Annotated in this window: 24 protein-coding genes; 6 read left to right on the plus strand and 18 right to left on the minus strand. The window is 65.0% G+C overall.

What is annotated here, in order from left to right:
• Positions 1–44: 44 nt before the first annotated feature.
• From JJ959_RS04810 to greB, 5 genes are all read right to left on the minus strand, one after another.
• Positions 45–962: an NAD(P)-dependent oxidoreductase gene (locus tag JJ959_RS04810; protein WP_292880206.1), complete on the minus strand. Its 918-nt coding sequence runs from the start codon at positions 960–962 to the stop codon at positions 45–47.
• Between the two features lie 3 nt (positions 963–965).
• Positions 966–1346, minus strand: a complete 381-nt coding sequence (locus JJ959_RS04815; protein ID WP_292880209.1) for a carboxymuconolactone decarboxylase family protein — start codon at positions 1344–1346, stop codon at positions 966–968.
• 121 nt (positions 1347–1467) lie between these two features.
• Positions 1468–2151: a gamma-glutamyl-gamma-aminobutyrate hydrolase family protein gene (locus JJ959_RS04820; protein WP_292880212.1), complete on the minus strand. Its 684-nt coding sequence runs from the start codon at positions 2149–2151 to the stop codon at positions 1468–1470.
• On the minus strand, positions 2148–3128 hold the full coding sequence (locus tag JJ959_RS04825) for an amidoligase family protein (protein ID WP_292880215.1): 981 nt from the start codon (positions 3126–3128) through the stop codon (positions 2148–2150). The genes JJ959_RS04820 and JJ959_RS04825 overlap by 4 nt, the downstream gene beginning before the upstream one ends.
• A gap of 28 nt (positions 3129–3156) precedes the next feature.
• Entirely contained in the window at positions 3157–3711 is a 555-nt protein-coding gene (greB, locus tag JJ959_RS04830) for a transcription elongation factor GreB (RefSeq protein WP_292880467.1), read from the minus strand.
• 133 nt (positions 3712–3844) lie between these two features.
• Here greB and JJ959_RS04835 point away from each other — a divergent pair, with 133 nt between their 5' ends.
• Positions 3845–4882, plus strand: a complete 1038-nt coding sequence (locus tag JJ959_RS04835; RefSeq protein ID WP_292880218.1) for a proline racemase family protein — start codon at positions 3845–3847, stop codon at positions 4880–4882.
• 3 nt (positions 4883–4885) lie between these two features.
• Here the strand turns inward: JJ959_RS04835 and JJ959_RS04840 are convergent, their stop codons facing one another.
• From JJ959_RS04840 to JJ959_RS04855, 4 genes are read right to left on the minus strand one after another with little or no spacing between them, the layout of a single operon-like run.
• A complete protein-coding gene (locus JJ959_RS04840; protein ID WP_292880221.1) occupies positions 4886–5953 on the minus strand; it encodes a DUF4340 domain-containing protein in 1068 nt (355 codons plus the stop codon).
• Positions 5954–5963: 10 nt separating this feature from the next.
• Positions 5964–7919, minus strand: coding sequence for a Gldg family protein (locus tag JJ959_RS04845; protein WP_292880224.1), 1956 nt, complete (start codon positions 7917–7919; stop codon positions 5964–5966).
• 1 nt (position 7920) lies between these two features.
• Positions 7921–8655, minus strand: coding sequence for an ABC transporter permease subunit (locus tag JJ959_RS04850; protein WP_292880227.1), 735 nt, complete (start codon positions 8653–8655; stop codon positions 7921–7923).
• Entirely contained in the window at positions 8648–9373 is a 726-nt protein-coding gene (locus JJ959_RS04855) for an ABC transporter ATP-binding protein (RefSeq protein ID WP_292880229.1), read from the minus strand. Before JJ959_RS04855 ends, JJ959_RS04850 begins: the two co-directional genes overlap by 8 nt.
• A 150-nt stretch (positions 9374–9523) precedes the next feature.
• Between JJ959_RS04855 and JJ959_RS04860 the strand changes: the two genes are divergently transcribed.
• On the plus strand, positions 9524–11254 hold the full coding sequence (locus tag JJ959_RS04860; protein ID WP_292880232.1) for an adenylate/guanylate cyclase domain-containing protein: 1731 nt from the start codon (positions 9524–9526) through the stop codon (positions 11252–11254).
• Between the two features lie 18 nt (positions 11255–11272).
• Here the strand turns inward: JJ959_RS04860 and JJ959_RS04865 are convergent, their stop codons facing one another.
• A complete protein-coding gene (locus JJ959_RS04865) occupies positions 11273–12079 on the minus strand; it encodes a helix-turn-helix transcriptional regulator (RefSeq protein WP_292880234.1) in 807 nt (268 codons plus the stop codon).
• Positions 12080–12159: 80 nt separating this feature from the next.
• Here JJ959_RS04865 and JJ959_RS04870 point away from each other — a divergent pair, with 80 nt between their 5' ends.
• Positions 12160–13335 (plus strand): MFS transporter, encoded by a 1176-nt coding sequence (locus JJ959_RS04870; protein WP_292880237.1) that lies wholly within the window; start codon positions 12160–12162, stop codon positions 13333–13335.
• An 8-nt stretch (positions 13336–13343) separates the two neighbouring features.
• Here the strand turns inward: JJ959_RS04870 and JJ959_RS04875 are convergent, their stop codons facing one another.
• On the minus strand, positions 13344–15356 hold the full coding sequence (locus tag JJ959_RS04875) for a methyl-accepting chemotaxis protein (protein ID WP_292880240.1): 2013 nt from the start codon (positions 15354–15356) through the stop codon (positions 13344–13346).
• Positions 15357–15589: 233 nt separating this feature from the next.
• On the opposite strand from JJ959_RS04875, the gene JJ959_RS04880 reads away from it, so the two are divergent.
• On the plus strand, positions 15590–16396 hold the full coding sequence (locus JJ959_RS04880) for an N-acyl homoserine lactonase family protein (protein ID WP_292880242.1): 807 nt from the start codon (positions 15590–15592) through the stop codon (positions 16394–16396).
• A gap of 21 nt (positions 16397–16417) precedes the next feature.
• On the opposite strand, the gene JJ959_RS04885 is transcribed toward JJ959_RS04880, so the two are convergent.
• The 5 genes from JJ959_RS04885 to JJ959_RS04905 all read right to left on the minus strand — a co-directional run bounded on the left by JJ959_RS04885 (position 16418) and on the right by JJ959_RS04905 (position 21409).
• Positions 16418–16819 (minus strand): carboxymuconolactone decarboxylase family protein, encoded by a 402-nt coding sequence (locus JJ959_RS04885; protein ID WP_292880245.1) that lies wholly within the window; start codon positions 16817–16819, stop codon positions 16418–16420.
• A 58-nt stretch (positions 16820–16877) separates the two neighbouring features.
• The gene (gene phbB / locus JJ959_RS04890; RefSeq protein WP_292880248.1) at positions 16878–17600 is read right to left on the minus strand and encodes an acetoacetyl-CoA reductase; all 723 of its coding nucleotides are present in this window, start codon (positions 17598–17600) and stop codon (positions 16878–16880) included.
• A 90-nt stretch (positions 17601–17690) separates the two neighbouring features.
• Positions 17691–18866, minus strand: a complete 1176-nt coding sequence (locus JJ959_RS04895; protein ID WP_292880251.1) for an acetyl-CoA C-acetyltransferase — start codon at positions 18864–18866, stop codon at positions 17691–17693.
• A 132-nt stretch (positions 18867–18998) separates the two neighbouring features.
• Positions 18999–20120: an alpha-hydroxy acid oxidase gene (locus tag JJ959_RS04900; protein WP_292880254.1), complete on the minus strand. Its 1122-nt coding sequence runs from the start codon at positions 20118–20120 to the stop codon at positions 18999–19001.
• Positions 20120–21409, minus strand: coding sequence for an alpha/beta fold hydrolase (locus tag JJ959_RS04905; protein WP_292880257.1), 1290 nt, complete (start codon positions 21407–21409; stop codon positions 20120–20122). Before JJ959_RS04905 ends, JJ959_RS04900 begins: the two co-directional genes overlap by 1 nt.
• Positions 21410–21908: 499 nt before the next feature.
• Here JJ959_RS04905 and phaR point away from each other — a divergent pair, with 499 nt between their 5' ends.
• Entirely contained in the window at positions 21909–22598 is a 690-nt protein-coding gene (gene phaR, locus JJ959_RS04910) for a polyhydroxyalkanoate synthesis repressor PhaR (RefSeq protein WP_292880260.1), read from the plus strand.
• A 6-nt stretch (positions 22599–22604) separates the two neighbouring features.
• Here the strand turns inward: phaR and JJ959_RS04915 are convergent, their stop codons facing one another.
• Positions 22605–23582: a DUF2333 family protein gene (locus JJ959_RS04915; protein ID WP_292880262.1), complete on the minus strand. Its 978-nt coding sequence runs from the start codon at positions 23580–23582 to the stop codon at positions 22605–22607.
• Positions 23583–23647: 65 nt separating this feature from the next.
• On the opposite strand from JJ959_RS04915, the gene JJ959_RS04920 reads away from it, so the two are divergent.
• Positions 23648–23986, plus strand: a complete 339-nt coding sequence (locus JJ959_RS04920; protein WP_292880265.1) for an HNH endonuclease — start codon at positions 23648–23650, stop codon at positions 23984–23986.
• On the opposite strand, the gene JJ959_RS04925 is transcribed toward JJ959_RS04920, so the two are convergent.
• A complete protein-coding gene (locus tag JJ959_RS04925) occupies positions 23983–24723 on the minus strand; it encodes a TVP38/TMEM64 family protein (protein ID WP_292880268.1) in 741 nt (246 codons plus the stop codon). The two genes, JJ959_RS04920 and JJ959_RS04925, sit on opposite strands and share 4 nt — an antisense overlap.
• Between the last annotated feature and the right edge of the window lie 131 nt (positions 24724–24854).

Genomic DNA, 24854 nt, shown 5'->3' on the forward strand with positions numbered 1-24854 from the left:
GAACGCGGGGACCCGGGAATGAAGGGCGCGGACTCCCGAACGGACTACACGCCCGTCGGCTTCAGCTTCTCGCCGTTGCGCTCTTCCCAGTACTGGATCGCGGCGGAATGATCGCTGCCCGGATGGGCCTCGTTGAACTCGCGCCAGATGCCGGTCAGCAGTTTCAGGATCGGCATGTCCTGACCCTGCGCCTCCGCGAGGCCCGCCGCGATGCCGACATCCTTGGTCATCAGGGCGGTGGCGAAGCCGGCGTCGAACTTGCGGGTCAGCACCGAGGGTTTGAACTTGGTCTCGGTATTGTTGCTGCGCCCGGTCGAGACATTGATGACGTCGATCATCACGCTCGGATCGAGGCCGAACTTGGCGCCGACGAGGATTGCCTCGTTGGTGGCGCTGAGGGCGATCGCCGAGAGATAGTTGTTGAGGCACTTCATCGCGTGGCCGGAGCCGAGCGGGCCGGTGCGGATCACGACCCGGCTCATCGGCCCCATGATCGCCTCCGCCGCATCGAGCGCCGCCGCGTCACCGCCGCCGAGCATGATCGCGAGCGAACCTTCCTCGGCCCGCCAGGTGCCGCCGGACACCGGAGCATCGCAGAGCGCGATGCCCTTTTCCTTCAACGCCGCGCCGAGTTCTACCGTACCGGTCGGCTCCGACGAGCTCATGTCGATGGCGACCGCGCCGGCCTTCATGCCCTTCGAGGCGTTGTCCGCCCCGTCGAGCAGCGCCATGCGGGCGGCCTTGCCGTCCGGCACCATGGTGACGACGATGTCGGAGGCCGCGCCGAGCGCCTCCAGGCTTGGCGCCACCTCGCCGCCGATCTCACCCGCGAATCGCTGGGAAACCTCGGGTCTGAGATCGAACACGCGCACGTCGTAGCCGGCCTGGACCATGTGGCGGGCCATCGGCCAGCCCATCATGCCGAGGCCGATCCAACCGATCACCGGTTTGGCATCGCTCATGGCTCAGACCCCCTGTTCCTTGAAGACCTCACGGGCGACCTTGAAGGCGGTCACCGCGGCCGGGAAGCCGGCATAGGTCGCGACCTGGATGAAGATCTCGGCCATCTCGATCTTGGTGACGCCATTGTTCAGCGCGCCGACCAGATGCAGGCGCAGCTCGTGCTCGCGGCCCATGGCGGAGAGCATGGCGAGGTTCAGCATCGAGCGGGTCTTGAGGTCCAGTCCCTCGCGGCCCCAGCAGGCGCCCCACGCATGCGTGGTCACGAACTTCTGCAGGATCATCGAGAACTCGTCCGCATTGTTGAAGCTGTTCTCGACATACTCCTTGCCGAGCACCTTCTTGCGGGTCTCCATGCCCTGTTCGAACATCTGGTCCAGATCCATCGGGGTCCTCCTCCCTTGTCATTCGGAAATTGTATACGACCCTAATGGGCAAGGAGACGGCTGACCATAGGTCCGGGCGGAATGACGCGGGGCGGGATCGGGAACGAAAAGCCCGCGGGCCTCAGCGCTCGCGCTCCGCCGCAGCGCGCACGAGGGCGCGGTAGAGCCGTTGCTGCGAGCGGTTGAAGACCAGGAACTCCGGGTGCCACTGCACACCGAAGAAGAGCTGGCCGTTCACGCTCTCGATCCCCTGCACCATGCCCCTTCGGTCATGCGCCGAGACCCGGAGCCCCTCGCCTACGCGATCGACCGACTGGTGATGGATGCTGTTCACCCGGCACCAGGAAACCCCGAGCATCTCGCGCAGCCGGGTGCCCTCGTCGATCTCGATCCGCTTCACCGGCAGCGGCGTGCGCCGGGCGCGGGTGCCCGGATAGGCCTCGGAGATCTCCTCGTGCAGGGTGCCGCCGAAATAGACATTCAGGATCTGCGCGCCCCGGCAGATCCCGAGCACCGGGCGCCGGCCATCCTTGAAGCGATCCAGCAGGTCGAGTTCGAAGGCGTCACGCTCCTCGTCGATCCCCTCTTCCAGCGCGACCTCACCGCCATAAAGCGTCGGATGCAGATCGCTGCCGCCGCCGATGATCAGCCCGTCGAGCGCCTCCGCGTCGAGGGGGCGGCCGGGGCCGAGGCGCACGCCCCGCCCGCCCGCCCGCCAGACCGCAAGATAATGGAAGGCAAGCGGGATCCTGCCGGCATGTTTCGAGGTCGAAATGCCGATGAGAGGCCGGTCGGAAGAACTCATTTGAGACCGAGATAGCGTTGCAGACGAGCACCAAGGCCGCGGTCGCGCTTCAGGAACTCCCCGACGGCGGCGCTCAGCCTGTCCTTGTCCTCGGCGAGTTCCTCGATCTCGACCCAGCGGTTCCATTCGTTCACCGCCGACCAGTCCGGATCGCCGAGATCGGCGTTGGGAAGCCGGTAATGATAGGTCGGCCGCGGCTTCACCAACGCGTCGGAGATCTGCGCCTTCACCCGGTCGGGATCGAGATGGGCGAAGAGCGGCAGCATGTCGAGTTCGCGGTTTCGCGTCGGGTTCATCTCCAGATAATCGTCGATCATGCCGGAAAGTTCCGCCGGATAGCCTGGCGCACAGATTTTTTTCGCATATTCGTCCGGGAACGGGGCCGCATGCGGCAGGACCCAGCGCGTCAGGTCCATATCGATTTTCTCATGCAGCCCCTCGGCCATCACCATGTAGGCGCGCAAGGTGTCGAGGATCTCCGCGGCCGAGCCGGTGGCAACCTCGACATTGAGATGCAGACCGAAGGCATAAAGCGGGCTCTCGCGTGTTCCGAGGGCTCCGTGCTTGCGCAGGACCTCGAAGGCGGCGTTCAGCTCGCCGAGCTTGGACCATGGGACCGGCGGGAAGACGATCTCGACCGGGACGAGGCCGGTCAGCGCATCGCCGAGCCGCTCCCGAACCTTGTCGGAGATATCGAGCACGTCGAGAAAGCCGAACTTTTCCGCCTCGCCGTCCTCCTGCTCGTCGTCCTTGCGGTGCACATACTGGACGTCGAGTTCGATCGTGGCCTCGCCCCAGTCCGGATGTTTCAGGATATTGCGGTGCGCATCGCGCTGCTCGACCGTACCTCCGAACTCTGCATGCAGGTGACGGGTCGTCTCCTCGACCGTGAGACCGGCGAATTCCAGCTCGACGCCGACCCGGCGCTCCTCTCCGTCGCTATTGACCCGCCGCGGCGGCGCCTTCGGCTGCTGCATCGTTCACTTCCTTTCGGGATAGTGTCTGTCAGCGGTCCTCGTACAGGATCTCCACCACCTCGACCTGCTGCGGCCCGCGCGGCGTGCGCACCTCGACGACGTCGCCAACTTCAGACTTGAGCAGCGCGCGGGCGATCGGCGAGATCCAGCTGACCTCGCCGCGGTCCAGATCCGCCTCGTCGACGCCGACGATCCGCACCGTGCGTTCGTTGTCCTCCTCGTCGGCATAGGTCACGGTCGCGCCGAAGAAGACCTTGTCCTTGTTCGGCTGCTGGGTCGGATCGACGATCTCGGCCGCCTCCAGCCGCTTCAGCAGGAAACGCATGCGGCGGTCGATCTCACGCAACCTCTTTTTGCCGTAGATATAGTCGCCGTTCTCCGAGCGGTCGCCGTTCCCCGCCGCCCAGGAGACGATCTCGACGATCTTCGGCCGCTCGTCGCGGCGCAGATGCTTCAGTTCGTCCTGCAGCGCCTTGAAGCCGCGCGGCGTGATGTAGTTCTTGACGCCCTTCGGGAAAGGATCAGGGACATCGTCCTCCTCCTCGAATTCCGCGTCGCTTTCCTTGACGAAGGCCTTGCTCATATCCCGGCAGCTCTGTTCCGTTACCTGTCCAGTGTAGCAGACCATGAGCGATCGGCGGCACTGGCCGATTGCCAGGGTCAACACGCTCATGCGCTAATTGTTCCGGAATTCCATCTGGTAGCGGACCTGCGCGATGCAAAGCAAGAAACAGATCCATGTCGTCGGATGCCATGCGGCCGGCGAGGTCGGGGACGTGATCGTCGGAGGGGTTGCCCCTCCGCCCGGCGAGACGCTCTGGGCCCAGTCGCGCTGGATCGCGGAGAACGGCGAGTTGCGCGACTTCATGCTGAACGAGCCGCGCGGCGGCGTGTTCCGGCATGTGAACCTGCTGGTCCCTCCGAAGGACCCGCGCGCCGCCATGGGATGGATCATCATGGAACCGGTGCACACGCCGCCGATGTCCGGCTCGAACTCGATCTGCGTCTCTACCGTGCTCCTGGAAACCGGGATCGTGCCGATGGAGGAGCCTGTCACACGCTTTCACCTTGAAGCGCCGGGAGGTCTGGTCGCGGTCGAGGCGGCCTGCCGGAACGGCAAGGCGGAGAGCGTAACCGTCCGCAATCACCCGTCCTTCGCGGCCGCGATCGACGTTCCGCTGGAAGTCGATGGCCACGGCACCTTGAGCGTCTCGACGGCTTATGGCGGGGACAGTTTCGTCATTGTGGACGCAGAGGCGCTCGGCTTCGCGATCCGTCCGGACGAGGGACGGGAGCTCGCAGAACTCGGCGCCAGACTGACCCGCGCCGCGACCGAACAGATCGGCTTCAGCCATCCGGCGAACCCGGACTGGAGGCATATTTCCTTCTGCCTCTTCACCGGAGCACTGGAGGAAACGGACGACGGTTTCCGGACCCGGCATGCCGTCGCGATCGAACCCGGCAAGATCGACCGCTCGCCGACAGGCACGGCGATCTCCGCCCGCATGGCGCTGCTCAGGACGACCGGGCGCATGCGCGTGGGCGACCGGCTGACCGCCCGCTCGATCATCGGATCCGAGTTTTCGGGCCGGATCGAGGAGGACTGCACCCTAGGCGGCATTCCTGCCATCATTCCCTCGATCACCGGGACCGCATGGATCACCGGCACCCATCAGTACCTGCTGGACCCGAGCGATCCATGGCCGCGCGGCTACCGGGTCGCCGACACCTGGCCCTCCGCGCTCACGTCCTGAGCGTCAGCCGCTCTTCTCTGCCGGCTTGGTCGCCGTTTCCAGCGTGTGGCGCAGCCGTTCGGTGCGGCTCGCCGACAGCCGGTAGGCCCACTGCGACAGACGCTCCTTGTGCGCCTCGGCAAAGGACTTCGCTTCCTCGGTCGCATCCGGAGCGACATTGATCGAGAAATGGGTCCAGGTCTGCACGGCGCCGTCCTTGCCCGGAACCTCGGCGAAATCGACGATGACGGTCAGCCCGCTCCTTGTCTGGTAGATCGCGTTGCCGAGCGACGGCTCGAATGCCACCTCGCCCATCGCGCGGACCTCCTCGAAACCCAGCTTCGCCAGTCCGTCGGTGATCTCGTTCAGGGTGTAGAAGGTCGCGAACTCCCGGTCCTCCGGCATGTTCATCAGCTCGAACGGTTTCTCGCCCTCGCCGGTGCGGCGCACCTCAAGGACCTTGCCGTCCGGCCCTGTCAGATGAATTTCCTGGATCCGGTCGGCGCCGATGTCGATCACAGTATTGTCGGCCCAGGACGCCGCCCTCTGCACATCGTCAACCCTGCCGAGGGCAAGCCAGGACCGCGCCTCGGCCGCCGGCCGGATATAGACCATCGGCGCTCCCGTTCCGCTGGCCCGCTCCTTGCCGATCAGCACATCCGCCAGCACGTCTCCGTCACGGCCAACCATCCGGACCCGGGTCGCCTCGGACCCGGCATCGCTGACATCGGCAACGCCGAGGCGCGCGTAACGCTCGGGATCGGCTGTCTTCGCCTCGACCAGCTTCAGTTCGGCCAGCGACAGGACGAAATCGCGGACCCGGCCCGTGTCGGCCGGATAGCCGCCCTGCTCCAGAATGCGCCAGGTTCCGTCGTCGCGGGCGACCGTGACCTGTTCCACCGCCCCGTCCCGGCTCCAGGACATCTCGATCCTGGCGATATCGGGGATGCGGTCCTCCAGACCCGGAAACGCCCGGGTGTCCTTGATCGCGGTGACCGTCGCGTCCTGCCGGGCGAGAATGGCGGCGACGGCGGCAAGCACGACGAGGGCCGTGACGGCGGCAAGGCGTCCAAGGGTGCGCAGATTCAGCATCGATCCCTCCCTAACCGGCCTGGCCCTGGATACGGCGGCGGCGGATCACCCTCCAGAGGGCGAGCAGCAGCGCCAGGACCGTGACCAGGATCGGAACAAGGGCGATGTTATAGAACCAGAGATCGCTCTCCAGCCGGTCCACATTCCCGCGCACCGAGCGCTGCACGGCCCGGAGTTCGCCGCGGATCCGGAGGATCTCCTGGCGGTACCGTTCGATCTCGGCACGTTCCTCGTCGGAGATGATGGCGGCCGCGCCCTCGGGCATCGCGCGGCGCAGCTCGTCGAACCGCTTCTCGGTCTCAGAAAGGGTCTTCTGCAGCCGCTCTTCCTGGGCCGCATATTCCTTCTCCGCCTCACGCTGGATACGGTCCAGCACCTCGAACGGCCGGGCGGTGGAGCCTCGCCCGCGAAGCCCGAGCAGCGAAGAACTGCCGGAGAGGGCATCGAGGGCATTCAGCACGAAATCGCCGTTGCCGGAGACCGGCACCGGCACCCGGCGGCCGAAGAACTGCTGCACCTGAACCCAGAAGCGATCCGCGAGAATATCGCTGTCCGCCACCACGATGACGTCGAGCGGCGCGGCGGACTCCATCAGCACGTTCGGGAACAGCGCCTTGTAGGCCGCGATCTCTTCCGCGCTCGGCGCCTGCTCGCCCTCGACCGGCTCCGGCTCCGGGGGGCCGTCCGGAAAGGCCGTGGTGATCTTCTCCGCCGTCAGCCGGGCAGCAAGCACGAACGCGTCCGGACCGGGGACATAGTTGCGCAGCAGGGTCTGCGGCGTGCGCATTCCCTTCACCTGCTCGGCGTCCAGTTCCATGGAGCCGAGCGATGTCGAAAACAGCGGCGTCATTTTCACCGGAGCATCGTCCGCAAGCGCGATATGGCCCGTGCTGGCGACGGCGATGGTGTCGACGTTGGTCGTGATCGGCGAGGACTTGTCGATGTTCCCGCCGCGCAGTTCGAGCCATGCGACGTAGTCGACGGGACGCTGGCCCTGGCCCGGCTGCACCTTGCGGGCCGTCAGGCGATCGGCCGCGATCTTGCTCGGGTCGTATGCGACGCCCCAATGCTTGAACAGGATCGGCAGATCGCTCGAATCGGGGGCGCTGCGCCCGAAGAACTGGGCCTGCCCGCCCTCCGTTTCCGAATCCGGGTCGACCATGATCAGCGCCTTGCCGCCGCCGAGAATGAACTGGTCGATGGCGAACTGCGCCTTCGGACCAAGCTCGCCCGGATGCGCCAGCATCAGCACCGTGACGTCGTCCGGGATCTTTTCGAAATCGGCTTCGAGATAGCGGGTCTCGTAGGTCGCGCCGATCTGGTCGGCGATGATGTAGGCCGGAACCGGGGTCTGCTGCCCCATCGCGTTCATCCGGACCGTGCCGTCCATCGGCAGGCTGGTGACGATCCCGACCACGGTCCGCTGCGTGGTCGCCAGGGCATAGATCAGTCGCGAAATGTCGTATTCGAGGAAGGGCTCGCGCTCGGGCTGCAGGAAGGGAATCACCTCCCGGTCGTCGGTCAGGTTGGTCCCCGCAATGCCGAAGAAGACCTGCTCGCCACCCTCCTGCAGCGGGATCTGCTGCAGACCGTCGGCGACCGCCCGGTCCTCAAGTTCGGTGAAGGGCTGCGGGTCGTAGATCTCGACCTTGATCTTCCCGCCGGAGCGCGCCTCGTACTCTCCGAGCAGATCGCGCACCCGGCCGGCATAGATGCCGTAGAACGGCACGTTCCGCCCAAGCGCCTGCGAATAGTAGAACTTGAGCGTGATCGGCTCCTCGATGTTCTCGATCAGCTCCTCCGTCGCGTCGGACAGGGAATAGAGCCCCTCCTCGGTCAGGTCGAGGCGGGTCGAGGTCAGCAGGCTGGAGCTCAACACGTTGAGGCCAAGAAACAGGACCAGCAGCAGGGCAAGCGCCGTGACCGCGATGCGGCCCTGGGTGAAGAGGGTCTGGAGCGCGCGCATCCTATTCCGCCTTCTTCCAGTCGATGACGAACGCATTGGCGATCAGCGCGATGACGATCGCCGAGCCGAAGAAGATCACGTCGCGCAGATCGATCACGCCGCGCTGGATCGCGTCGAAATGGGTCAGGAAACCGAAATTGGCGATCGCCTCGACCAGTCCCCCCGGTGCCCAGTTCTCGAAATAGTTCAGCAGGATCGGCGAGCCCGCGACGGTGAAGAGGAAACAGACGGCCGCGGCAACGACGAAGGCGATCACCTGGTTCTTTGTCATCGCCGAGATCAGGGATCCGATGGCGAGATAGGCGCCGGCCATCAGATAGCTTCCGATATAGGAGGCGAGGATCACGCCGTTATCCGGATTTCCGAGATAGTTCACGCTGATCCAGAACGGGCAGGTCAATGCCAGGGCGACACCGGTGAAGGCCCAGGCGGCGAGGAACTTGCCCACCACCGCCTCGAACATCGTGATCGGCAGCGTCAGGAAGAGTTCGATCGTCCCGAGCCGCCGGTCCTCCGCCCAGAGCCGCATCGAGAGCGCCGGAACGAGGAAGAGGTAGAGCCAGGGGTGGAACCCGAAGAACGGCTGGAGATCCGCCTGGTCGCGGGCAAGGAAACCGCCGACGAAGAACGTCAGCGTGCCCGCCATGACGAGGAAGATCACGATGAAGATATAGGCGAGCGGCGTCGCGAAATAGGCGCCGAACTCGCGCCGGAAGATCAGGCCGATGTTACGCATGGCCGGTCACCTCGCGGAAAAAGTCGTCGAGGCTGGCGGCCCCCGAGCGGGCCTTCAGCTCTTCCGGAGTGCCGTCCGCGAGCACACGGCCGCGGGCGATGATCATGGCCCGGCTGCACACCGCGTCGACCTCTTCGAGGATATGGGTCGAGACGACGATGCATTTCTCCGCCGCCATGCTCATGATCAGGTTGCGGACTTCGTGCTTCTGGTTGGGGTCGAGCCCGTCGGTCGGTTCGTCGAGGATCAGCACCTCGGGATCGTGGACCAGCGCCTGGGCCAGACCGACCCGTCGCTTGTAGCCCTTGGAAAGCGTCTCGATCGGCTGCATCACAACCTGCGTCAGCCGGGTCTGCTCGATCACCCGTTCGACCGCGTCCTTCACCTCCCCGTCCGCCAGACCGCGGATCCGGGCGACGAAAGAGAGGAAGGAGAGCGGGGTCATGTCCGGGTAGGCCGGCGCGCCCTCGGGCAGATAGCCGATCGCCGCCTTCACCGCCTGCGGCGCCATGCGCACGTCGTGTCCGGCGACCACAGCGGTTCCTGCGCTCGGCGCGAGAAAGCCGGAGATCATTTTCATCGTGGTCGATTTGCCAGCCCCGTTCGGGCCGAGAAAGCCGAGTACCTCGCCGCGTCCGACCTCGAACTCAAGGCCGTCGACGGCCGTGATCGGCCCGAAGCGTTTGGTTAACTTCTGGATCGATAGTAACGCGCTCATCTCGTGCGAACTTGGTCCCTATCTTCAGCGGCGTTTTCCCCAACCCCTGCGATGTACCTGAAATTCAGTAAGAATCAAAGAATTGGGTTTTCCCGGATTGTACCTATCTAATATTCTTTTGAGCCGACGCGGACATCTGGAGCAGCACGCTTGAGCGAAGAATCTTCCCGACCGCGTGGCCAGAGCGATCTGCTTGTCCGCCGGGCTCACACCGTCTCAGGTCTGATTCTCTTCGCATATGTCGCCCACCATCTGCTGAATCACAGCTTCGGCATTCTTTCGACCGAAGCCCTGGCGGTTGTCGGGCGCGCGTTCGTCATCTTCTGGCACCATCCGGTGACGACCCTGGCACTCTACGGTGCTTTCACCGTTCATTTTCTCGGCGCACTCTATGCCGCCTACCGGCGCGACTCGCTGACGGACATGAACCAGGCGGAACTCACCCAGCTCTCCCTCGGCCTGCTGATCCCGGTCTTCCTGATCGCCCACGCCATCGGAACCCGCATCCTCGACGAGTTTTTCGACGCCGATCCATCCTACCTCTATGTCCAGCTCCTGGTCTGGAAATTCGTTCCGCATTATGCCGTCAACCAGACGGTGCTGCTGCTCGCGGCCTGGATCCATGGCTGCATAGGATTGCACCTCTGGCTCCGATACCGGCCCGGCTATCGCCGGCTGCTGCCGCTCTGGCTGGCCCTGGCGGTACTGGTCCCGACCCTTTCGCTTTCCGGCTTCGTCGCGTCGGGCATGGAAGTGCTGAGGCTCGCGGAGGAGGGGGCGTGGCTCTCGCAGGCGGTCGCCTCGTTCGAGCTTCCGCGCGGCGAGCGGGCGCAGGATGTCGTGCGGCTCGTGGAACGTGTCGAGTACGGATATTACGGCCTCGTCCTCTTCACCTTCGCCGCCCGCGCCTTCAGGCTGCATCTGGAACGGAAGCGCGAGCCGGACGTTACCCTGACCTATCACACCGGCCAGAAGGTGGGGCACCGGGCCGGCGCGAGCATTCTGGAGACCAGCCGGGCGGCCGGGATTCCGGACGCCTCCGTTTGCGGCGGGCGCGGGCGCTGCTCGACCTGCCGGGTGCGGATCGGCATCGGGCTGGATGCCCTGCACCCGCCCTCCGAGCTGGAGCAGCGCGTGTTGAGGCGTGTCGGTGCACCGGACAATGTCCGGCTCGCCTGCCAGACCTTCCCGGAAGTCGATGTGGAGGTCACGCCGCTGCTGCCGCCGGCCCAGGCCAGCGTCGAGGACACCGGTGCGCGGCCGGATTATCTCGCCGGGCAGGAGCGCGACATCGTCGTGCTGTTCGCCGATATACGCGGGTTCACCAGGCTCTCGGAACAGCGTCTGCCCTACGACACGGTCTTCATCCTCAATCGTTACTTTTCCGAAATGGGCCATGCGATCGAGGAGGCGGGCGGGCGCATCGACAAGTTCATCGGCGACGGCATCATGGCGCTTTTCGGAGTCGATCGCGGCCTGGAGACGGGCGCGCGCAACGCCATTGCAGCAGCCCGCGGCATGGCGGAGAACCTCAAACGCCTGAACGACAGTCTCGCGGCGGATCTCGGCGAACCGCTACGCATCGGCATCGGCATTCATGGCGGGCCGGCGATCGTCGGCGAACTCGGCTACCGGGCGACGCGCGGCCTCACCGCGGTCGGCGACACGGTGAACACAGCGAGCCGGCTCGAAGCCCTGACCAAGGATCACGGGGTCCAGCTGATCATCTCCGAAGCGGTGATCGAAGCGGCCGGCCTCGCACTGGAGCTTGGAGAAACCGCGGAGATATCCGCACGCGGGCGCGAGCAAAGCATCGCGGTCCGGCTTGTCGCCGACGCGTCGGCCCTTCCCCCTGCGCGTCCGGAGATGAACGCCGGATAGACAGTCACGCAATCTTGCTCAGGCCTTGTCGGCGTTGCGCATGAATTCCCGCGGCGGCGATCCGAACGCTCTGGAGAAAGCCGCCGCGAAAGCGCTCGAACTGCGATAGCCGGTATCGAATGCGACCGCCGTCACCGGACGGCCGGCGGACAACATCTCGAGCGCCGCCATCAATCGGCAGCGTTGCCGCCATTCGGCGAAGGACAGTCCCGTCTCGCGCAGAAAGATGCGCGTGAGGGTCCGGCCGGAGGCGCCGGCTATTCGGGCCCAGTCGGCGAGCTCCCGCGGATCCGCCGGATCCTCTATCAAAGCGCGGGCGACCCTGGCCGCCCTGCGGTCGGCCGGTACCGGCAGGTGGAGATTGGCCGAGACGAGGTCGCCAAGTTCGTCGGCGATCACGGCGCCAATGCGGGCCGAGCGCTCCGCATCGCCGTCTTCCGAAACTGTCCGGAGCCGGACGATGAGCTGCTTCAGAAAGGGCGACACCGCCACCACGCCGCAATGGGCCGGGATCGGGATCCTCGGTTCTCCCTCAAACGGCTCCCGGATATAGAGCGAGACGAAATCGGCGTCGCTCATCGCCTGCACCCGGTGCGGAACACCGCCGGGAACCCAGACGGCCATGCCCGGCGGAACCGACCATTGTCCTTCCCGCGTCCAGACCTGCAGCAGACCGCGCTCGGCATGAACGAATTGTGCGCGGTCGTGGTGATGCTCCCCGGTGTCATGCCCTTCGGCGAAAAAAGTCCCGAAGGCGGCAATCTGCGGCGCAGAGGCGTCGAGCGCCGCGACCGCATCGCGGATGGGAGATGTTTGTCCGTTCATCGATGTTTGTTGGCTTTCCATCGCAAGACGGACGATACGCCGTGTGGCATGATTTGACCAGTCCACGAGGGAGGCTGCCGATGGAACCCCGCCGCTTGCTGCTGCTCAATCTCGGGCATGCGCTCGATCATCTGTTCATGCTGCTCTTTCCGGCCGTGGCGGCGCTTGCCGCCGCCGATATCGGCGACAGTTACGGCTCCGTACTGGTGCTTTCGACCGGCAGCTTCATCGCTTTCGGCGCCTGTTCCCTGCCCGCCGGCTGGCTCGGCGACCGCTGGGGACGCGAACGGATGATGACGATCTTCTTCATCGGCATCGGCGGTGCCGGCATCCTTGCCGGGCTCGCGGAGAGCTTCTGGCATCTCGCCGCGTCCCTCACCCTGCTCGGCATTTTCGCGGCGATCTACCATCCTGTCGGGATCGCCATGGTGGCCAAGGGCGGCGGCAATGTCGGGCGCCGGCTCGGGGTCAACGGCGTCTGGGGCAATATGGGGGTGGCCGCCTCGGCCCTCGCCATCGGCGCCTTCGCCGATTTCGCCGGGTGGCGCACCGCCTTCATCCTGCTCGGCAGCTTCTCGATCCTTGCCGGTCTCTACTGGACGCGGATCAGGTCGGTCCCGGTTGAGGAAAGCGCCGCCAGCAAGACCGCCGATCACGGACCGCCAGCCATCGGCTGGCAGCGCGTCCTGCTGGTGATCGGCATTTCCGCGGCGATCGGCGGGTTCATCTTCAATTCAATGACCGTCGCCCTGCCGAAGGTGCTGGACGACCGGCTTGCCGGGTTCACCTTCTCGGCGACCGAGATCGGCGCCATCGCGAGCGCCGTCTATGCGATCGCCGCCTTCTCCCAGATCGTCGTCGGCCGGGCGATCGACCGCCATGCGATCAAGCCGATCTTCCTTGCCGTCACGGCGGGACAGGCGGTCGCGCTCTTCATCGCCATCAACCTCGACGGATGGGCCATGGTGGCGGCTTCCGCCGCAGTGATGGTGCTGGTTTTCGGCCAGATCCCGATCAATGACACGCTGGTTGCCCGCTATACGCCGGACCGCTGGCGCGGGCAGGTCTATGCCGTGAAATACGTGCTGACCTTCACGGTCTCGGCAGCCGTGGTGCCCGGGCTCTCCTGGCTCTACGACGAGGGCGGAGGCTTTCCGGCGATGTTCCTCGCGGGCGCCGTTGCGGCGGCCGTAATCACGGCCACCGTCACCCTCTTGCCCGGCAGACGCCCCACCGCCGTCGCGGCAGCGGAGTAGCCGGCGGCCTAGACCGTCCGCATGTCGGCGAGGAACCGCTGCACGACCTTGTTGAGATCGCCGGATTTGGCCGCAACCAGCTCCGACGCGCTCAGCACCTCGCCGGAGATCGCCGTGGTCTCCCGCGTGGCATCGCTGACCCCGCTGATATTCTCGTTGGCGGAGCCGGTGCTCGCGGCCGCGTCCGAGACGTTGCGGGCGATCTCCTGGGTCGCCGCGCTCTGCTCCTCGACCGCAGCGGCGACGCCGGCGGAGATCTTGTTGATATCCTCGATCAGCTCGGCGATGTGCTGGATCGAGGACACTGTCTGCTGCGTGTCGTCCTGGATGGTCTGCACCTGGCTCGCGATCTCCTCGGTGGCCTGCGCGGTCTGGTTGGCGAGGTTTTTCACTTCGCTTGCCACGACCGCAAAGCCCTTTCCGGCCTCTCCGGCGCGGGCTGCCTCGATGGTCGCGTTCAGCGCCAGCAGGTTGGTCTGTTCCGCGATGTCCGTGATCAGCTTCACCACCTCGCCGATCTTGGCCGAACTGTCCACGAGACGACCGACCAGCTGACGGCTCTGCTCCGCATCCGCGACCGCCCGGTCGGCGGCCTGGGTGGAGCGGGCGACCTGCTGCGAGATCTCCGTGATCGAGGCGGAGAGTTCTTCCGCCGCGCTGGCGACCGTCTGCACATTGTCGGTCGCCTGATCGGAAGCGGAAGATGCCATGCTGGCCATGTTGCTCGACCGGTCCGCCGTCGCGGTCAGGCTGTTCGCCGACCCGCGCAGGGTTTCGGCCGCTTCCGACACCGATTTCAGGGTCTCCGAGGCGGTACTGTCGAAGTTGCGGGTCAGCTCCTCGATTTTCCGCGTCCGCGCCTCGCGACGCTCCTGTGCCTTCTCGGTCTCGCGCTGGAGCTCCTCGTTCTTGAGCATGCCTTCGCGGAAGACCATGACCGCCTTGGCCATTTCGCCCATCTCGTCGCCCCGCTCGGTCATCGGAACTTCGGTGCTCGAGTCGCCTTCCGCGAGGCGCGCCATGACTTCCGTCAGCGCCTTGACCGGCCGCGAGATGCCGCGCGCGATGACGAAGGCTGCCGCCAGTCCGAGCAGAACGCAGATGACAGTGACGGCAACGGTCAGAATCTCGGTGCTCTTGATCCCCTGCAGAGCCTCGGTGCCGAGCACGTCCTGCTCGTTTCGAATGGTGGTGTTCGCTTCTCTCGCGGAGGCCAGGATTGCATCGCCCGTCGGTTTCAGCTGTTCGTCCAGGATCGTGTTGAGAGAGACGAAAAGATCGCGCACCGTGGTCAGCCCGGTCTGATAGGCCTCGACCCGGTCCTTCAACTCCTTGATCAGGTTCTCGTCCTGCCCGAATTGCAGATTGCCGATGAGATCCGCGAGCGCGACGGCGAGCGGCTCCATCTCCGCCTCGACCAGCTTGAAGATCTCGGGGTCGTTCTCAAGCAGATAGCGGTTCAGATCGGCGCGCTGGATCAGCATGCTCCGCAGCACCAGCCCCGCCTTGTACGCCGCTTCGGCGTCGTAGGCCTCGTTGGCATCAGCCATGATCTGGGACAGCTGTTTCTCCAGCCCCGCCCCGAGCCTGTTGACCTCGGCGATGGCGACATCCCGCTTTTGCCGGTTCTCGACCACGGTATCGAAGGCGGTGCGGTACTCCGCAAGGCCGGCCTGAATGCCGGCGATGCGCTCACGCCGCCGGTCCGTCTGTGCGCTGTTTTCCGCGACCTTGAGATCGCGGCGTACCGCCGAGAGCTTGGACAGGGCGTTGTCGGCCGATTCCTGACGGCCGTCGATCACGAACTGCTTCACGCTGCTATCGGCCAGCAGCAGGTCGGCGCGCGCGCTCGTCAGCTGTCCGGCCTGGCCGGTGAGAAGCTGATAGCGCGACAGGGCCTGACCGGCTTCCCAGAGACCGAAAAACGAGGCCAGGCTGTTCAGGACGAGCAGCAGCAGGATACCGCCGATCCCGATCAGCAGTTTCATGCCGAACTTCATGTCGTTGAACTTGGAGAACATTGTCCCCGTCTCCTCCGTTGCTGGTCTTCGCGCCGCACGCGCGCGCTTCTTTTGCTCGAAACCACCTATGGATTTACTCAGGTCCAGAAAATTTAATGAAAAATATTCTAAATCACTGATTTTCCATTATTATCTGGATTTCTCCCATATTTCTTCTCGTCATGCAATGCTACGCCATGCTCTGCTCAACGAAACAATACGGTCAGGCAACAAACTATAGGGGAGTGATGTAAATGAGCGGTAAAGAAGTCCACGAGGTTTTCGCCATACGGTATGCACACAATGCCAAACGCATGCGCGCCGAGAACTTCGTCTTTGCGGATGCGCACGACGTCCCCATGCCGCTCGACTATTTCGTCTGGGTGATCCGCAACCAGAACCGGACCTTCGTGGTCGATACCGGCTTCGGCGAGGTCGCGTCCCTGAAACGGGGCGCCCCGCTGCTGCGCTCGACCACCGAGGCCCTCGCCCTGATGGGGATCGATGCGACAAAGGTCGAGGATGTGATCCTCACTCACATGCATTATGACCATGCGGGCGGCATTGGAGAGTTCCCGAACGCCACCTTCCATATCCAGGATTCGGAAATGGCCTTCGCCACCGGCCGCTGCATGTGCTTCGAGGCGATCCAGCGCCCGTTCGAGGTCGAGGACGTCGTCGCAATGGTCCGCAAGGTCTATGGCGGGCAGGCGAAGTTCCATGACGGCGACGCGGAACTGGCGCCCGGCCTCTCGATCCACAAGATCGGCGGGCATTCCGCGGGCCTGATGTGCGTGCGCGTCTGGACCGAACGCGGCTGGATCGTGCTCGCTTCGGACTGCGCGCATTTCTACGAGAACATCCGCGAGCGCAAACCGTTTGTGATCTGCTACGACCTCGGCGCGATGATGAACGGCTTCAACACCATCGAGCTGCTGGCGGACAGTCCGGACCATATCGTACCCGGGCACGACCCGCTGGTGATGGATTACTATCCGGCGCCGTCGCCGGACCTGGAAGGCGCGGTGGTACGTCTCGACGTGATGCCGAAGACCGGGTGAACCGGTCTCCGGGACCGTAGCTCAGACTTCCTTCAGGAAACCGTCTACTTCGACCTGGTAGCCTTCGATCAGCTTGTTTGTCTGGTTGAACATGCCGATCACGGCCATCAGTTCGCCGTACATCTCCTCGGTCATACCGTGGCCGCGGGCCTGGCGGGTGTGGGAACGGGTGCAGTATTCGCAGCCGTTGGTGGCCGAGACCGCGACCGCGATCATCTCCTTCGTCCGGGCGTCGAGTGCGCCCGGCGCCATCACCTCCTTCAGGCCGTACCAGACCCGCTCGAGGGTTGGCGGATGGCTGGCCAGCGTGCGCCAGACATTGGGCACGAAATCGATGTTCCGGCTCGACATGATGTCGTCATAGACCGCCCGCACCTTGTCGCAGGCCTCCTCGTACGCCACCGGCTTGACCGTTGCGCTCATCGCACTGTCTCCTGATTTGAGGGGAGGCGGCGGACCGGGAACCGGCCCGCCTGCCGGATCAGTACATGTGCTGGCCGCCGTTGATCGACATGGTCGATCCGGTGATGAAGCCGGCATCGTCGGCACAGAGGAAGACCACGCCGCGGGCGATCTCCTCGGCATGGCCGAGACGGCCGACCGGCACCCGGGCGACAATCTTCTCCAGCACGTTCGCCGGCACCGCGGCGACCATGTCGGTATCGATATAACCCGGCGCGATGGCATTCACGGTGATGTTGTAGCGCGCGCCTTCCTGGGCCAGCGCCTTGGTGAAGCCGTGGATACCGGACTTGGCGGCAGCGTAGTTCACCTGGCCGTACTGGCCGGCCTGGCCGTTGATCGAGCCGATATTGACAATGCGGCCGAACTTCCGGTCGCGCATGCCCTCGATCACGTTGCGGCACATGTTGAAGCAGCCGCCGAGATTGGTATCGATCACGTCCTGCCACATCTTGTGATCCATCTTATGGATCGTGCCGTCGCGGGTGATGCCCGCATTGTTGACGACGATGTCGACCGGGCCGAGATCGGCCTCCACCTGCTTCACGCCGGCGGCGCAGGCCTCGAAATCCGAGACGTCCCACTTGTAGCTCTTGATGCCCGTCCGCTCGGTGAAGGCCTTCGCCCGTTCGTCATTGCCCGCGTAGTTCGCCGCGACGGTGCAGCCCGCCTCTTTCAGGCCGAGGCTGATGGCCTCGCCGATGCCCCGGGTTCCGCCCGTTACGATTGCGACACGTCCCATTGTTCCCTCCGATTTCCATTGATCGAATTCAGACCGGCGGCTTACGGAACCGGCCCCTCCGGTTCCGTCCCCGGTTCTGTCAGTTCAGTGTCAGTCCCGCGCGACGCAGAGCGCGACACCCATGCCACCGCCGATGCAGAGCGTGGCGAGACCCTTCTTGGCGTCGCGCTTCTGCATTTCGTGCAGCAAGGTGATCAGCACGCGGCAGCCCGACGCGCCGATCGGATGGCCGAGAGCGATGGCGCCGCCATTGACGTTCACCTTCGCCGGATCCCAGCCGAGATCCTTGTTCACCGCGCAGGCCTGCGCGGCGAAGGCCTCGTTCGCCTCGACCAGGTCGAGCTCCTCGGCGGACCATCCGGCTTTCTCCAGAGCCGCCCGGCTCGCCGGGATCGGGCCGGTGCCCATGATCGAGGGATCGACGCCGCGGGTGGCGAAGGAAACGATCCGCGCGAGCGGGGTGATGCCGCGCTTCGCGGCCTCGTCCGCCGTCATCAGGACAGTTACGGCCGCACCGTCATTGATGCCCGAGGCGTTGCCCGCCGTGACCGTACCGTCCTTGGTGAAGGCCGGACGCAGCTTGGCCAGCGCCTCGATGGTAGTGCCGTGACGCGGATGCTCGTCGGTATCGACCACGGTCTCACCCTTACGCGAGGTGATCGTTACGGGAACGATCTCATCCTTGAACTTGCCGGCTTTCTGAGCCGCTTCGGCCTTTGCCTGGGAGGCCTGTGCAAAGGCATCCTGCTCATCGCGGGTGATCTGCCACTGGGCCGCGACGTTCTCCGCCGTATTGCCCATATGGTAGCCGTTGAAGATGTCCCAGAGCCCGTCCTTGATCATCGTGTCGATGAGCTGCACATCGCCCATCTTGTAGCCGTTGCGCAGGGTCTGGGCATGCGGCGCGTTGCTCATGCTCTCCTGCCCGCCGCAGACGACGATCTTGCTGTCTCCGGCGCGGATCGCCTGATCGCCGAGCGCCACCGCACGCAGGCCCGAGCCGCAGACCTGGTTGATGGTGATCGCCGTCCGCTCCTGCGGAATGCCGGCCCCGATTGCCGCCTGACGCGCGGGGTTCATGCCCGCCGCCGCGGTCAGCACCTGCCCGAGGATCGCTTCGTCGACTTCGGCGGCATCGACCTTCGCCCGCTTGAGGGCTTCCTTGATCGCGATCACGCCAAGATCGGCACCGGAAAGTGAACTCAGGCCGCCGCCAAACGCCCCGATCGGGGTCCGTGCAGCCCCGGCAATCACCACTTCGGTCATAGTCTCTCTCCCTCGCGCCGACCCCGGCGCTCCTAGCCAACAGAAAAGGCCGCCGCCCGGCGGCGGCCTGTTCGAAGCACCGTCACACAATAGCCTCCTACAGGCAATTCACGACCGCTGCTTTGTTCCAGATCAAAATTGTGAACTCTCCGGATAAAGCAACGGGAACGCACTGAAGACACCCGGCTCCGTCGCCGGCGCGGCCGGGTGGACATGGCGCGCGCCAACCTCGGAAAGGGAATTGACGCCGAGCAGGGCGACCGCCGTCCGCACCTCGTCACGCAGCAATGAAAGCATGCGCAGCACACCGGCCTCACCCGCCGCGGCGAGGCCGCAACAGAACAGACGCCCCATGCCGACCGCGTTGGCGCCGAGCGCAATGGCCTTGACCAGATCCGTGCCGCGCTGGATCGAGCCGTCGACGACGATCTCGGCCCGCCCGGCAACCGCCTCGACCACTTCCGGCAATACATCGAGAGAGCCGCGCCCGTGGTCGAGCTGCCGGCCTCCATGGTTCGAGACATAGACCACGTCGACGCCGCGCTCGACCGCCATCTTCGCATCCTCAGCCGTGGCGATGCCCTTCAGGATGAGCGGAATGTCATAGCGCTCCTTGAAGCGCGCCACGTCCTTCCAGTTCAGCGCCGCCTGCCAGTCCGCACCGGAGCCGGCGCGCCAGGGCTTCACGAAGCGGGCGGCGATATCCCGCTCTCGGCGGCTGTAATAGGCGCTGTCGACGGTCAGCGAGACCGCGAAGCAGCCGGTATCCTTCGCCCGCTGCACCTGCTCGTCGAGCCAGCCGTCGTCGCCGCGCTTGTAGAGCGCCGAGATCAGCAGCCCGTCCGCCGCCGCCGCGACCTCCTCGATCGGGATGGTGCCGACATTGCTCAGCATGAGAGCGTTGCCGAAACCGGCCGCGGCCCGCATCGCGGTCTTGCCGCCGCCGGGCTCGAAGCTTTCCAGCGACCCAACCGGCGCCAGAAGCACCGGCAGGGTCAGATCCTTGCCCAGCAACCGGCCGCCGACGGAAACCTCGCGCATGTCATTCAGGACCCGGGGACGGAAGGCGACGCTGTCGAGCGCCATCCGGTTCCGCTTCGCCGTCGTCTCCGTCTCGGTCGCGCCGCGCAGATAGTTCCATATATTCGGATCCAGCGCCGCCTGGGCCGCCGCGACGATCTCGTGCAGGCACAGAAACCGCTCCGTCGGATCCGTATTGTCCGCCTCGTTCATGCCGGACACTGCGATACTCATTATGCGTACTCCTCCATCCACGCGCCGAGCGGTTCCCAGACCGCCTTCTTTGCATTCGTACTTGCCATCATGCCTACATGGCCGAGCGGCACATGCAGAGTTTCGGCATGCGGCAAAAGTCCCCCGAGAGGTTCCGCAGATGGCGGCGGAACGATCCTGTCGCGCGAGGGAATGATCACCTTTGCCGGCAGGGAAATCTGACCCGGATCGATGGTGCGGCCGGCCACTTTCCACAGCAGGCGCCCGGGCTGGTTCTCCCCATACCAGCCAAGCAGCGCTTCCGCCGCGACCGGCCCCGAGAGCGGCACCCCGTCATTCAGCCAATCCTCCAGCGCGACGAAATCCTCCGCCGCCGCCCCGTCGGCCTCGAGCTCGCCGAAGCGCAGGAACTTCTTGATCACCAGCATCGGGTCAAGCATGTGGAACAGTGCCTGCAGCAGATCGGTGCCGATCACCTTGCCCTGGTCCGACGCCAGCATCAGAAGCGGACGAATGAGCGGAAGGAAGGCCGCGACCGGCGGCGAGCCGGCGGAGAAGTCCCACGGCGTCGCCAGCAGGCCGAGCGCCCGCATGTCACGCTGGCGGCGGGCCGCGAGCGCGAGCGCGAGCAGGCCGCCCATGCAGTAGCCGAGAACGAGAGGCGGCTTGCCGGTGATCGCGCGCACTGCATCGAGACACGCTTCAAGGCGGCCCGCGACATAGTCCGTAAGATGATAACGCGCCTCCTCGGCGCCTGGACGGCCCCAGTCGATGACGAAAGGCCGGTAGCCCCGCGCTTCGAGATCGCGCAGCAGCGAGCGGTCGGATTTGAGATCGAGAATGTAGAAGCGGTTGATCAGCGACGGGATGACCAGCACCGGGGGGCCGTCGAGATTGCGCGTGCCGTAATCGAGCAGCGAGGTGGTCCCGGCGCGCCAGGCGACCGGCGCCGGTTCCGTTTCACGTTTGTAGGGATGCTTGCGGTAGATCAGGATCGCGTCGAGCAGATCCCGGCTGCGTTCGAGGATCGCGCGGTCGACCGCGGCAACGAAGTCGCGCCAGGCATCTCCCTCGTCAGGAGCGGCGCTTCCGGCTGTCTCCTCGCCGTTGTCTTTCAGCTGCCGTTCCAGATCCTGCTGCACGCTCTCGAGCGCGTGATTCCAGGCCGGCAAGCCGTTCCTCAAGCTCTCTGACGCGAGCCGCGAGCCGCTCCAGTTCAGCATCGCGGTCGTCAGGTACAGCGGCAGGGGACGCGGGCCCAGCCGCCCCTGGCGCGCCGGACTGTCTGTTGCCGTTCCCGTCGTCGCCACCCGTATCTCCTATCCCGCTAGCGCCCCGTGCACGGCCGATGCCACCCGCCCGGTAGTCCGGTGAAAAACCGTCCTCCTGCCGCTCCGGATCCGCCCGCGGCGCGGCACCGTGGGCGAAGGGCATGAACATGGCCGTCCATTGCTCCGCCATGGCACGCATCTCGGGATCCCTGGCCAGCCGGCTCGCCTGATCCTGCCAAAGATCAAGAAAGCTGCGGGCCAGCGCGTCATAGTCGATCTGTTTCGGCATTCGTCCCGAGCCGCCAATTGTCCGCCGGTTTCACTGGCGCGTCCAGCGCCGGGCGAATCCTGAACGCCTGCGCGGATTTCCGCAATCCTTGCGGCAAAATTTCAATTGCCGGAAAGATCATGGCAATATTTCGCATTGCAACGAAAGAATTTCCGAATAGGCTTTTCCGTAGTGCGATGCAAAATCGCCGATCATTGCGCCGTGAAACTCAGTGATGGCGCGCAGGGCGGAAGCAAAAGGGAAACCGGCATGGCAACTCAGCGCAAACGGGCGGCCCAGAATACCTCCGAAACGGGAGCCCCGGGATCGGCCAAGAATGCCTCCGGGGTCATCACGATCAAGAAGTACGCCAACCGGCGTCTCTACAACACGGCGACGAGCAGCTACGTAACGCTCGATCACCTCTGCCAGATGGTGAAGGACGGCCAGGATTTCGTCGTCTATGACGCCAAGACCGGCGAGGACATCACCCGGCCGGTGCTCACCCAGATCATCGTCGAGGAAGAGGCCAAGGGGCAAAACATGTTGCCGATCAGCTTCTTGCGGCAACTGATCAGCTTCTATGGCGACAATCTGCAGATGGTCGTTCCGCGCTATCTCGAGTTCGCGATGGCCGCCTTCTCCAAGGAGCAGGACCGGACCCGCGACTATATGCAGGAAGCGCTCGGCGGTCTGTTCCCGTTCTCCCATTTCGAGGAAATGGGTAAGCAGAACATGGCGATGCTCGAGCAGACCATGCGGCTCTTCAATCCGTACCGGCAGCAAGATGCAGAAGGCAACGGGGCGCCCGAGAGCAGCGCGAAACCCTCCTCCCAGGACGCGGCCAAGGGTGCGGCGGATGCCCTGCAATCCCTGCAGGAGCAGATGATGCTGCTGCAGAAACAGCTCGCCGAACTCAGTTCCGCAACCGCGAAACAGCCAAAGGACCAGGACAAGTAAGTCCGGTCACTTCTGCAGGATATTGGTGATTTCCCGAAGCTGGGTGCGGGCGCGCAGCAGGTAGAAGCCCTGCACTGCAAGATGGCTCGGGAAGAACAGGCCGTCCGGCGTGCCGTTCACGATCACCAGCGGGTCGAGCTGTGCGCCGGCGCGCATGGACTCCAGCATCTGGCTCCAGGCGGCGGTGAGTTCGCGGTCCCGGATCACCCGGTCGAAATCGACGCCGAGTTCGCGCAGCAGCATGTAATAGCCGTAAAGACGGCCCTTCACGTTGTAGAAGATGTCGTCGACCTTGCGGTCCACGCCCCAACCGCCGGCCTGCATCAGATGCCGGTCGATCACTGCAGAGGCAGAACCGAGATCGGCGGTCATCCGCTCCAGAGTCGCCTGCAGATTGTCCGCCCGTTTCTCGAACACGGCATCGCCGGCCGCCAGGCGGTCGTTATAGGCGAGCAGCGCCTTGCGGGCGGCAAGGTACTGTTTTTCCGCCGGCGTGGTCGGCGCCCAGGAGGTCGAGAGGTCGAAATGCCAGACGGTGCCAGGCCATTTCAGCAGCCCCGCCGCCTTGTCGAGGTCCCTGTCGACCTCGCTCGTTCCGCGCGTCCGGCCAAGCTGGTCAGACATTTCGATCGCGAAACGGCTAAGCGCGGAGATGATGCCCTGCTGGTAATTCGGCATGTTGTCGAGCATGTAGCCCGGCAGGAAGAAGGGATTGTTGGCGGTCCAGGAATTCTGCTCGGTTTCACGATAAATCAGATCGGCCGCCATCTGCACCGCACGGCTGGCACCCGGAGGCGTCTCGCTCAGCGCCTGATCGACATCGTCGGAGATCCGGTGCGTCAGCGCCATGCCCACGAGATAATAGGCGGCGACGGCCAGGACGAGCAGGATGAAGCCGTATCCACCGGCGCGCGCTATCCACGGCGCGAGGGACCTCCCCGCCGGGGCGTCCTCGTCCCAGTTGAGTTCGTGCTTCTGTGCCATCGGTGATTTCCGCTCCTTCGATTACCCGCTAAAGATGGGAAGGATCGGAACGGAGCGCAATCGATTTGAGGAAACGCCGCACTCCCGAAACAACTCCGGACGCCGCTGCGGACAAGGATTTCCCGGCTTTTTGCCCGATCTGCCGCCGGCCGATGCTCGAGGGCGTGGCCGTAGACCGCCATCACTGGATCCCGCGGGCCCGCGACGGCCGTGACTGGGACTGGATGCACCAGGTCTGCCACCGCAAGATCCACGCGCTCTTCAGCGAAACCGAACTGGCCCGGGACTATCCGGACGCGGAAAGGATCCGGGCCCATCCCGAGATAGCAAGGTTCATCGACTGGGTGAAACGGCGGCCGCCGGATTTCAACGACTGGCACAAGAAGCCGCGCCGCCGGCGCTAGTTGCGCGGCGCTCCCCGTCCGAGCAGGCGTTTGGCGATCACCGGCACCAGCGCGAGAACGCCGAGCCCGACCATGGCCAGAATGATCTCAGGCGTCATCACGTCGGCGAGGCCGATCTCGCCCTCCTGGTCGAAAATACTCCCGAGGCCTGCGCCGACCGAGGCGAAGACGAACCCGCCGGGGATGATCCCGATCACGGTGGCGAGGATGTAGGTCCGGGTCGACACGCCGAGAAACGCCGGCACCAGATTGACCAGGAAAAACGGAAAGGCCGGGACGAGGCGGAGGAACAGGAGGTAATTGAAGGCATCCCTGCGGAAACCTTCCCGCATCATGCCGATCGCGCGGCCGGCCCGCGCCCGCAGCGCATCGGCGAAGGCGGTGCGGGCGGCAAGAAATATCGCCGTCGCGCCGAGCGTGGCGCCGACAACGGCATAGGCCGTGCCGCCAACGGTGCCGAACAGAAACCCGCCGCTCAGGGTGAGCACCGCCGCACCCGGAACCGAAAGCCCGGTCACCACGGCATAGAGCGCAATGAAGGCGAGCGCCGCCAGAAGATAATGGTCGGAAACGAAACCCGTCAGCAGCTCTCGGTTGTCACGCAGCAGCTCGAGGCTGACATAGCGGTCCAGTCCGAGGGCGAAGAACAACGCGGTGGCGAGCACAAGGCAAAGAACCGGAACAAGCCGGGACAGCCATCCGCTCCGGCCCCGCTCCTCGTCCAGTCCGCTACCCACGTTGGTTTCCTCGGCCACCTGCCACCTCGCCTGTTCCGCTTACCGGGTCAGCTTGGAGGTAATGCATCCGACGCTCGCAGGCACATGAAAGGAAATCACAGCAGCGTGACCTTTCCGCGGACGGGCTCAAG

Source organism: Nisaea sp. (genome assembly GCF_017640745.1).
Classification (GTDB): domain Bacteria; phylum Pseudomonadota; class Alphaproteobacteria; order Thalassobaculales; family Thalassobaculaceae; genus Nisaea.